General features: G+C 38.8%; 11 protein-coding genes and 1 tRNA gene. All 12 read right to left on the bottom strand.

Translation table 11 applies throughout. The features are described from left to right. Positions 1 to 188: 188 nt before the first annotated feature. Positions 189 to 725, bottom strand: a complete 537-nt coding sequence (locus N7548_RS08175) for a hypothetical protein (RefSeq protein ID WP_263608982.1) — start codon at positions 723 to 725, stop codon at positions 189 to 191. 284 nt (positions 726 to 1,009) lie between these two features. Next, complete coding sequence (locus tag N7548_RS08170) at positions 1,010 to 1,846, bottom strand: IS3 family transposase (RefSeq protein WP_263608983.1); 837 nt, start codon at positions 1,844 to 1,846, stop codon at positions 1,010 to 1,012. Positions 1,847 to 1,863: 17 nt separating this feature from the next. After that, the gene (locus tag N7548_RS08165) at positions 1,864 to 2,139 is read right to left on the bottom strand and encodes a transposase (RefSeq protein WP_263608981.1); all 276 of its coding nucleotides are present in this window, start codon (positions 2,137 to 2,139) and stop codon (positions 1,864 to 1,866) included. 478 nt (positions 2,140 to 2,617) lie between these two features. After that, positions 2,618 to 2,710, bottom strand: a tRNA-Ser gene (locus N7548_RS08160). 79 nt (positions 2,711 to 2,789) lie between these two features. Continuing rightward, on the bottom strand, positions 2,790 to 3,500 hold the full coding sequence (locus N7548_RS08155) for an Rv2686c family ABC transporter permease subunit (RefSeq protein ID WP_263608980.1): 711 nt from the start codon (positions 3,498 to 3,500) through the stop codon (positions 2,790 to 2,792). A gap of 1 nt (position 3,501) precedes the next feature. Continuing rightward, on the bottom strand, positions 3,502 to 4,239 hold the full coding sequence (locus tag N7548_RS08150; RefSeq protein WP_263608979.1) for an ABC transporter permease: 738 nt from the start codon (positions 4,237 to 4,239) through the stop codon (positions 3,502 to 3,504). After that, positions 4,229 to 5,089 (bottom strand): ABC transporter ATP-binding protein, encoded by an 861-nt coding sequence (locus N7548_RS08145; protein WP_263608978.1) that lies wholly within the window; start codon positions 5,087 to 5,089, stop codon positions 4,229 to 4,231. The genes N7548_RS08150 and N7548_RS08145 overlap by 11 nt, the downstream gene beginning before the upstream one ends. After that, complete coding sequence (locus N7548_RS08140) at positions 5,082 to 5,696, bottom strand: TetR/AcrR family transcriptional regulator (RefSeq protein WP_263608977.1); 615 nt, start codon at positions 5,694 to 5,696, stop codon at positions 5,082 to 5,084. Before N7548_RS08140 ends, N7548_RS08145 begins: the two co-directional genes overlap by 8 nt. Positions 5,697 to 5,788: 92 nt before the next feature. Further along, complete coding sequence (locus N7548_RS08135) at positions 5,789 to 6,520, bottom strand: ABC transporter permease (RefSeq protein ID WP_263608976.1); 732 nt, start codon at positions 6,518 to 6,520, stop codon at positions 5,789 to 5,791. 3 nt (positions 6,521 to 6,523) lie between these two features. Continuing rightward, a complete protein-coding gene (locus N7548_RS08130) occupies positions 6,524 to 7,423 on the bottom strand; it encodes a hypothetical protein (RefSeq protein WP_263608975.1) in 900 nt (299 codons plus the stop codon). Then, a complete protein-coding gene (locus N7548_RS08125; protein WP_263608974.1) occupies positions 7,407 to 9,167 on the bottom strand; it encodes an NADH-dependent [FeFe] hydrogenase, group A6 in 1,761 nt (586 codons plus the stop codon). The genes N7548_RS08130 and N7548_RS08125 overlap by 17 nt, the downstream gene beginning before the upstream one ends. After that, entirely contained in the window at positions 9,164 to 10,975 is a 1,812-nt protein-coding gene (locus N7548_RS08120; RefSeq protein WP_263608973.1) for an NADH-ubiquinone oxidoreductase-F iron-sulfur binding region domain-containing protein, read from the bottom strand. Before N7548_RS08120 ends, N7548_RS08125 begins: the two co-directional genes overlap by 4 nt. Positions 10,976 to 10,978: the final 3 nt, after the last annotated feature.

The following is a 10,978-nucleotide window of genomic DNA, read 5'->3' as shown; positions in this document are numbered from 1 at the left end:
TATCAGTAACATTTAAATCTCTTTCTAATCCATTCAACCTTTTTTAATCATGTCCTCTTATCACCTAAACAACCGTTTTCGTGATATTTTTTTTATTCTTTACTGCTTGACATATTTACCGGTTGCTCGTATAATATGTAGCTTATATGCTATTCAACATTAACACAGCTTAAAGGAAATCACTGTATTTACCTATACTTTTTAAATTCCATAATTTCTTTGATCATTTGATTGAACTTATTCTCTTGTTTGACTACTCTTTCATTAGTTTTTGAATTGAATAACCAACCATAATATGATTCAACAATCGAATCGTTTTTCATATGAAATATAATCTTATATGTCTTTCCATTTCTGTAAACATATTTAGATGAGAATGTCCAAAATGCTCCATACCGTGAGTCTGGGGATAGAAATCCTCGTCTGGCTTTACGTGTTTTAACTAATTCTTCTATGCTAATATATTTAACTTCACTAATTGAGATGGTTCTAATTCCTAATGAGTCTAAAATTGTAATTTTGTTTTTTTTATAATCAAAGTGAATACCTGTCAAGTAAATGATTAATGCACCTACAAAACCAACGGCCGAAATGATGATCCCTATGATATAAGCAACATAGATATCATCTAGATAAAATGCAACATATAGGAACACTAAAGATACAACTATTGAAATAACAAAATATTTATGATTATCATCATATTTGAAAATTCTTTTTCTCATCAAATGCTCACCTATTCTATTTTTCTAAGATATATGGGTTCAATACAATTTTAACAATTATGCAAAATGGCTAAAGGCCTAAAATATAAATTCCATCATAATTCAATGCTTCATTTAGCCATTCAATCATGATTTCGTAATCGGTGGGTTTTGATATAAGAATGCTATGAATATAATCCTTTATTTGTTCTTTTGGAAAATAAGTAACTCCATAAGAATCTATAAATCCTGTTTTATGATTATGCTTTTATGTCAATAAAGTGGACACATTAAGTGAGAATTTCTTACTTTGAGTAATACACTTGGTAAGGCGTTTGATAATCGATTGAACTATGAATTCTTTTACGATTATAAAACCCTTCAATATATTCGAAGATTACCATCTTGGCTTCTTCAAATGTCTTTAAAACCATACGACTTAGTTTTTCTCTTTTGATGATGGAATGAAAAGTTTCGATAGGGGCGTTATCATATAGTGTGCCTTTTCTTGAGTACGAATGAATCATTTCATACATCTCAATGAACTGTTCAACATCATTGCTTAAATACTGACTACCTAAGTCTGATTGAACCATAATGCCTTTTGTTTGTTTTGTCTTATACACAGCTTGACGTAGTGACTCTAGAACAATTTCTTGTTTCATGTGACGTTGATAACTATACCCAATAATCATTTTAGAATGTAAATCCATAACAGATGCTAGATATGTCCAACCATCATAAACGGTCCAGATATAGGTGATATCCATCACCCATTTCTGATTTGGATAAAGCGTTGAGAAATCTTGATTCATGATGTTTTCTTTATCATCAGGCGCTTTAGAAGATGAGCCTGGCTTGTATTTCTTAGTGATGATAGATCTAAGCAATCGCCTCATATAGACGCTTACACGTTTAAGTGAAGCGTAATAGCCCTGTTTAATCAATTCCTTACGAATCTTGGGTGCACCATAGATACTGTCAAACTCATTATAGATTTCAATGATTTTTGATTCGAGTTCTAATCTTCTAATTTCTCGATCAGACATCATGTGTGTGAATATCTTATAGACCGTGCTGCGGTTTAAATGTAGCACTTTACACATCACCTTAATCGGATAAATATGCTTGAATAACTTGATAAAGTCGACTTTTTCTTTTAAGGTTTTCGAGCGAATATGGCGGTCGCTTTTTTTAGGATTTCATTTTCCATTTCTAGTTCCCTTATTCGCTTTTCTAACGCTTTGATTTCTTTAGGTGTAACTAACTTACCATCTTCAGTGATCACTGGTGTAAGTTCTTTTGTCCATTTGTAGATTGTCCCTGTGGGTATGCCATACTCACGGGACAGCTTAGATACCGATTGCCCGCTTTGAAATAGTTCGACTAATTGTTGTTTAAATTCGTTTGAATATCGATTGCCTGTTGAAGACATAAAAGAATCAACTCCTTCCTTATATTCTAACATAAGAAGGATTCTTACTCTTCGTGTCTACTGTTCTATATTAACAGCAATCAGCATTATCTATTATTTCGAGTTTTTACATTAATTATATAATTCATTATAACATAATCCAACTTCCTTAAGTAATCAGAATATTTACATATACCATGAAAGAGTATTAATGAATCTAAATAAAACACTTTATGAAAAGATACATGTCATTTGGTTTAGTTGTTGTTCTCAATATACTCTAGTTAGTTAGGCGAATTTTCATCCGCCATTTTCCGCCGTGGTAGGAATTCAACTCTCAATACAAAAAAGTGTTACATCCAGTAAAATTTGGACTGTAGCGCTTTTAATATACATTTAGGGTGTAGATATTTGACCTATACACCCTTACATTTATTATCAAACAGCAACCAAAAATAAAAAAGTCTTCTGCTTTCACAGTAGACTTTAGATATCTGAATGGCGGAGAAAGGGGGATTTGAACCCCCGCGGCGATCTCTCGCCCTACTGGTTTTCGAGGCCAGACCCTTCAGCCGGACTTGGGTATTTCTCCAGCATTTTCAATTATAACATATTCTTGGATTTTTCCAATAGTAAGAAGAAAAAATCCACGATTGACGTGGATTTTTGACTTATATTTGAACTCTTTGTTTGTATTTCTTAAATAAGACATAAATCAGTAAGCCATTGACGATAAAACCTAAGATGTAGTACCAAAACTCATTCAACAAATAATCACTTGGAATTAAAGACATCGATACGAGTCTCGCTGCCCAAAACCCTGGGACAATCCCTAAGAAGAGTTCTGTCCAGTTGGTTAGGAATAAGGAAGCGATGGGAATCATCACGAGGATCCCTGTGGCTTTCATAAAGACGAACCCTTCGACCTTGTTGCTTGCGAAAGCATTGATGAATAACGCGAGCATTGGGGCCTGTAAGGCAGCCAATAGCGATATGCCAATCATGTTTAAGACAGAGGATTCAAACAGCTTGGTGATATAAACCAATAAGAATGTGGCTAAGAAACCAAGTACATAAGAGAATAATAACTTGATACCCACATAATGGGATACCTTGATCGGTGTGATCTTTAACGAGAACAAGACATTGTCGTCTTGGTCATCGAGTAAGGTAAATCCAGTAATTGCACCAAACATAAAGGAAGTCATCAAGACAAATACCAACGCGACGATGTTTGAAACCAACAACCCCACTTCTTCTCTAAGATACGGGATTAAATAATAAGCGACAATACCAATAATGACTGGATACACCATAAAGAACAGATACATCTTATCTCTTAAGATGTTTTTCATTTCATGTTTTAAGACACGGATAAACATATTATATGCCCCCTTGTCTCACAGCGTAAGCTTTATACGCTGGTTTGATATAGAAGAGATAACCCAAAGTACCCGCGACAATCAACCACACCAAACTGATGGCGGATGCGAGCGTAAACGCGCCACCAAAGCCGAGTGCGATGAGCTCTGCAGAGGCTTGGGCTGGGGTAATGAGTAAGGCATAACGCCAGAAGTCGCCTTTAAACAAAATATTGAACTGATGTAAAATCGATGGGATGGATAAGAAAATGATGAACATCATGACACCTAACAACATCGATGTAAAATCTTTAGAATGGTATGAGAAGACATACCCTAATAAACTATGGAATGCGATGGAGATGATTAAAATGGGAATCATCCAAAAGAAATTCACAGTCACACCTTTGACAAAATAGAATACCAAAATGATGAGCATCGAGGATAACAACATATGAATCGTATTCGCGATGACTTTCGATAAAATTTGTTCATCGGTTGAGGTCGGTGTGACCAATAACGTCGAAATGGTTTGTTCAGACTTCTCAAAAAACATGATCGAACCAATGAAGATAACGCTCATCATGGTGGCGTCAATCATGATGATCATCGGCAACATTTGTTCTAATATGTCCATATCATCGATGAAATATAGCACCAAACCCCACACAAAAGCCACCAATAACGATACCGTGGTCACACGGTATTTGTTCAATCGAAGGAGTTCGCCTTTGATTAAAAATGCCATTCTAGGACTCATGACTTAAACCAACCCCTGTCACTTGGATGAAGATTTCTTCGAGTGTGGTTTCCCCACTGTGTATGGTTTCAATGTCTTTGGTTTGAATGAGTTTCACGAAGTCCTCATTTTGACCAATCTTGTCCATTGGGAAACTTTGACTGAGGGTATGTCCTTGTTCTTTGTATTCGACTTTGATGGTTCTTTGACCATATTTGATCTTTAAGTTTCTTGGGGAGTCGATTTCTTTGATTTCACCGTTTACAATAAAAGCCACACGGTCACACAATTGGTCGATATCGGCCATGATGTGTGACGTAATGAAGACAGTTCCACCATTTTGTTTATAGGTTTTAATCAAGTTTTTTAAAATCATCGCGTTCGCTGGATCTAACCCATTGGTCGGTTCATCTAAGAACAACATCTCTGGGTCATTGAGCATTGCTCTAACGAAGTTTAAACGGATTTTCATCCCTTTAGAATATTCAGACACCAGTTTGTCCCTATCTTCCCACAAACCGACTTTTTTCATCAAAGATTCCACATCGATGTTCTTCTTATACAGTTTCTTAAAGAATTCGATGTTTTCCATCGCGGTGAGTTTTGAAAAGTGAATCGGCATTTCAAAAGAGACCCCAATGTTTTCAAAGAAGCTTTGGTCGAGTTCTTGAAGGGATTTACCATCGTAATAAATCGCACCTTCATATCGGTCTAATAATTTGATTAAAATCTTTTGAGTGGTACTCTTCCCTGCCCCAGAAGGTCCTAAAAATCCGAAGATTTCTCCTTTTTGGATATCAAAGGAAATACCTTTGATGGTAGGTAAGTCATTCTTTGGATACGTAAATCTCAAATCTTTTACACTAAACATGGTTTAATATTCCTTTCTTGAGGATGTCTAACATCTCATCGAGTTTGTGTTCCCAAACACTTTCGTCGTATTTGTCATATATAAAACTATCTAATGATATCCGAGTAGTCATTTCATTGATCAGTTCAGACAACATTTTCGAATCAATCGTTTCACGGATGATGCCTAACTGTTGGTCTTGTTTGATCCAAGCTTCGTAAGTATCTACGACTTTATTCTCCCAACCGCCTTTAATCAAGAGGTCTTTGTAGTAGTCGCTTTCATACATCTTTTTCGCAACCTCCACCAATTCAGGGTAAGCTTTTTTAAACACCAATCCCTGTTTGAATAAGGTTTCGATCCGTTCAAAGAATGTTAACGTCGGACTCATGAAGATGTCCTTAAAGTAATCCATCTTTAAAGATGCGATGTGGCTGAAATAGTACTGATAGAGGTCTTCTTTGTCTTCAAAGTACTGATAGAAAGAACCCCTGGGTATTTCTGCATCTCTGACAATATTCGCAATTGATAAATGCTCAAAGGTATGAATCGATAGTTCTTTCGTCATCGCCTGCATGAGTTTCTCTTTTTTATGTGGTTTTAGGTTGATGAACGTTTCCTTTGGCATATGTCCTCCAAAAGTGACACGCCTGTCACATTTATAGTATAGACCTAAAAATTAACCCTGTCAATAAAAAAACACAGCTTTTGACTGTGTTCTTAGGCTTTTTCAATGTCTTGATTGAGTTTCTTTACGAGCGTTTCTATGAGAAACGCCATGAGGACTAAGATGATGGTAATCGCGAAGATTTGATCGTAATTTAAGTTCACCCGTGCTTGGTAGATGAGTTTACCAATCCCGTTTTGGGCTTGGGTGATGAATTCTGCCATCACGATGACTTTAAGCCCTAACCCCAAGGATTGTAGGAATCCAAGGAGAATGAATGGTCTCGTTATCGGAAAATACAAATATTCAATACTCGAGAAAAAGGTGCCTTTTTCAAGTTTATACACATCGATATAACTTGAATCGATGGCATTTAGTCCACTCAAGATGGCTTGATATAAAATCGGAAAAATCATTAAAAATGTGATGATGTAGGTGGTTAAACTAAAATGAACCAAAACAAATGTGATGAGGATGACAGAGACTAAAGGGATGGTTCTAAATAAAACCATGTACGGATGTAAGAATGTTTCTATGTGTCTAAAGTGATAACTCAAAAAGGCCAGTATCATTGCTAAGGCAAGCGAGATGCCGATGCATATGCCAAGTCGCACGAAAGTGTGCATCATTGCAAGCACGGCATCCCTGCTGCCGAAAAGCCTGAATAAAGCCCTGATGGTATCTTCGATCGATGGCATCAATAGCGGGTGATCCACCCACAAATAAATGAGGTACCATACGATGAAAATCGATAGAATTGAAGACAATCTCATCCAATGTTTCATAGTTTACCTGTAAAAATCGTCGTTCGGTATTTGTCCGATAAAGTTTGGGTTAAAATCATAAATGAGTTGATAAAAGGTGTTTAGGGCATCTTTCGCATCCGCACTGACTAAAAAATCAATGTTTGAACGATTAATTGCTGGATTAAAAGCCGCTTCTGGTAATTCTATCCCGAGTGATTTCAAAACGGTTAAAGCGTCGTCACTGTGTTTGAGTTTATATATGGATTGAATCAGTCTCGAATGAAATAAATCCAAATCCCGTGAGGAGATATTTTTATGTACAAATACACCGGCTTGAGGAAAACCCGTTTCTCCTGTGATGTTTTGATACTCACTTTGTAAATCGACATATTGAAGCGTCTTTTTGGTTTGTAAAATACTCATGCTCGGTTCTGCGATCAAATAAATCTTGGAGGAATCCAATAAATACGCGCTTGTGATACTCGCGATAGAATCGAGGTAAGTGATGTTCGCTTCGATGTCATGGTGATTTAAAATGTATTTCAACATGAAGTCTGGTATTTGGTTTTCCCCAAACGCAGTGATGTCTAATCGGTCTACGACGGATAGATCGATTTCTGACGCACTGATCAAATAATAGTTACCCCAAGTGATGACACCTGAGAGTTGATAATTGGGTTTAGCAGCGTATAGTTTCGCTCCCATATTGACTGGGGCGATGATGATGTCATAACCAATATCATTGAACCCTGCCGTTAACGCTTCTGCACCACTCACAATAGTGACGTTGTATTGTTCACTTTGTTGTAGAAAGGCAGCGGCGTATTGAGGGCTACCCGTTGGAATTAAAATGTTTAATCTTTTAGACTCACATCCGAACAGATGGAGACTCAACGCTAGGATTAAAACCAATAAATAACTTTTTTTACTCCACGCTGGCATAAATGTCACGCTTCTTATATTTGGTGTGTAACAATTCATGGGATTTTTTCGAATGTGGTTTTTCTAAGAAGTTTTGATAGAGTTCTTGAACAAATGGGTTTTGATGGCTCTTACGCATGCGTTGTTTTTCGTCAATCTTGTATAAAACGCTCGCACGTAAAGCACGAACATCGTAGGTTTCTTGGTCTCTCGCGGTAACAACCGGTTGGCCACCACCATTGATACATCCACCTGTACAACCCATGAATTCAACAAAATGATATTGTTTTTCAGTTGTTTTAAGGTTTTCTAAAAACGCTTTGGTTGCGGCGCCGCCATGCACAACTGCGACGTTGATTTCTTTCCCTTGAAGGACATAAGTCGCTTCCTTAATGTCTTGTGTACCGCGCATTTCAAGGAAATCAATTGGGGTTTCTTTTTGTTCTAGGATTTCTGATACGGTTCTGAGTGCGGCTTCCATCACCCCACCGGTTGCGCCAAAGATCGCACCAGCACCAGTATATGTGGCGAGCATCCCAAACGGTTTGGAATCTTCAAGGTTTCTAAAATCGATCCCACGACGTTTGATGAGTCTCGCGAATTCTCTGGTGGTTAACACATAATCCACATCTTGGTACCCATCTCGACCCATGCCTTCACGTCTCGCTTCTGCTTTTTTCGCGATACATGGCATGATCGAAATCGAGACGATGTCTTTTGGATTATAACCCATCTTATCGGCGTAATAGGTCTTGATTAACGCCCCAGCCATTTGTTGTGGGGACTTACAAGTTGATAGATTTGGGATAAATTCAGGGTAATATTGTTCTAATAAGTTGACCCAACCTGGAGAACAGGAAGTGAACATTGGAAACGGTCCACCGTGTTCGAGTCTATGTAAGAATTCAGTACCTTCTTCTAAGATGGTTAAGTCCGCTGTAAAGTTGGTGTCCATGATTTCATCGACACCCAATGCCTTCAATGCTTGGAACATCTTGCCTTCGACATCGGTTCCAATCGGGTAACCAAACGCTTCACCTAACGCAGCTCTCACCGCTGGTGCGACTTGGACAACGACTTTCTTCTTAGGGTCTCTTAAGACACGTTCGACATTCTTGATGTCGTCTTTTTCTCTTAAAGCGCCGGTTGGGCAAGCCCCAATACATTTACCACAATAGATACAACCTGCATCATCTAGGCTATGAAATAAGGCTGGTCCAACATAGGTTTTATTCCCACGATTGTTAAAGTGTAATACAGATAATCCCGATTGTTTTTCACAAGCCGATACACATCTGCCACATAGAATACATTTACTAGAATCGATGATCATTACACCATTATCGTCTTGATAATAGTAGTTTTCTTCATCAAACATCCCGTAAAGTTGTGAGAATTCATTATCGATGGAGTATTTTCTAAGTAAATCCAAGAATTCACAATTGTCTTCTCTGGAACACTTGAAACATTCGAAATGGTGACGATGGGTTAAGAGTTCTAGGTTCATACTAACCGTATCGTAGACTTCTTGGTCGTCGGTGATGATGTTCATCCCTTCAGAGACCAACGTCTTACACGCTGGTTTTAAGTTTTTTTGACCTTCGATTTTAACACTACACACACGGCAGTTCGCTTCTTCATGGACATCTTTTAAGAAACAAAGGCGGGGAATGTAGACATTGTTTTTAGTGGCAGCTTCCAAGATGGTTTGGGTGCTGTCTACGGTATATGGTAACCCATTGATGGTAATGTGTACAGGTTTCATAGGGATACTCCTTTATGTAATGGTTCAGAGGTAATCGCACCGACAGGGCAGGCTTTCTTACAAGCACCACACTTGATGCACAACTCTTGGTCTAAAATATGGACTTGTTTTGGCCAACCTGATATGGCATTGACAGGACAGTTCTTCGCACATTTTGTACAACCAATACAGTTGTCATGAATGACGAAGTGGGTGAGGTTAGAACACACACCTGCTGGGCAGGTTTTGTCTGTAACGTGGGCGATGTATTCTTCTCTAAAGTGTTTGATGGTCGATAATACGGGGTTTGGTGCGGTTTGACCGAGTCCACAAAGGGAAGTCTTTTTAATCATTTCACCCAAACGTTCGAGTTCATCGATGTCTTCAAGTGTGCCTTCACCGTCACAAATCTTGTTTAAAATATCGAGCATTTGTTTGGTGCCTTCACGACAAGGGGTGCATTTCCCGCAAGATTCATCGACCGTAAAGTCTAAATAGAATCTCGCCACGTCGACCATACAGTTATCTTCATCCATGATGATCATCCCACCAGAACCCATCATCGAGCCAAGGGCAGTTAAGTTATCAAAATCAATCGGGGTATCCAAATCTTTTTCGGTGATACAACCACCTGAAGGCCCCCCCGTTTGAATCGCTTTGAATTTACGTTTTTGTGGGATTCCACCACCGATGTCGAAGACAACTTCTCTTAAGGTCGTTCCCATCGGTACTTCAACGAGTCCCGTATTATTGATTTTACCGCCAAGCGCGAAAACTTTGGTACCTGGTGATTTAGCAGTACCAATGGATCTAAAGTAATCTGCACCACGTAAGAAAATCACAGGCACATTCGCGAAGGTTTCGACGTTATTGACATTGGTTGGTTGACCCCATAAGCCTTTGACTGCTGGGAATGGGGGTTTGGACGTAGGCATACCACGATAGCCTTCAATCGATCGGATGAGTGCGGTTTCTTCACCGCACACAAAGGCACCAGCACCGAGTCTTAAATCAATATCAAACTCGAAATCTGTACCGAAAATGTTTTTACCTAGTAAGCCGTATTCTCTGGCTTGACCAATTGCGTGGTACAAACGTTCAACCGCCACTGGGTATTCCGCTCTGACATAAATGTAGCCTTGGTTAGACCCAATCGCGTAGCCACAAATGGCCATCGCTTCTAATACCGAGTGTGGGTCACCTTCTAAAATCGCTCTATCCATAAACGCACCTGGGTCGCCCTCATCGGCGTTACAAATGACGTATTTTACTTTACTTTGAGAACTTCTCGCAAACTGCCATTTCATGCCGGTTGGGAAGCCTCCACCGCCACGACCTTTGAGTCCAGATTTGATGACTTCATCAATGACCGCTTCAGGACTCATTTCGGATAAGATTTTACCCAATGCCATATAACCATCTTTGGCGATGTATTCATTGATGTCTAACGGGTTGATTTGTCCGCAGTTTCTTAACGCAATTCTTTTTTGTTTCGAATAGAACTTAAGTTGACTCATTTGTTTGATCTTGGTTTTCGCAATCGGGTCATTGACCATCAATCTTTGAACCGGACGACCTTTTAAGAGGTGTTCTTCACAAATGGTTCGCACATCACCTACAGTGACGTGTGAATAAAAGGTTTCATCGGGATAAACGACCAAGACGGGTCCTTTTTCACACAACCCAAAACAACCGGTTAAGACCAAACCCACTTCGGATTTGATCCCCAACAGGGTCAATTCATCTTCAAATGCCTTTTTGATTTCTTTCGAGTGTGAAGACATGCACCCGGTTCCCCCACAGATGAGGACTTGAATACGTTCTAACATCGT

Origin of the sequence: Paracholeplasma manati, assembly GCF_025742995.1 — a bacterium.
In the GTDB taxonomy this organism is placed as follows: Bacteria; Bacillota_I; Bacilli_A; order Acholeplasmatales; family UBA5453; genus Paracholeplasma; species Paracholeplasma manati.
The sequence above is the reverse complement of the archived record's forward strand: the minus strand, read 5'-3'. Positions and strand labels throughout refer to the sequence as shown.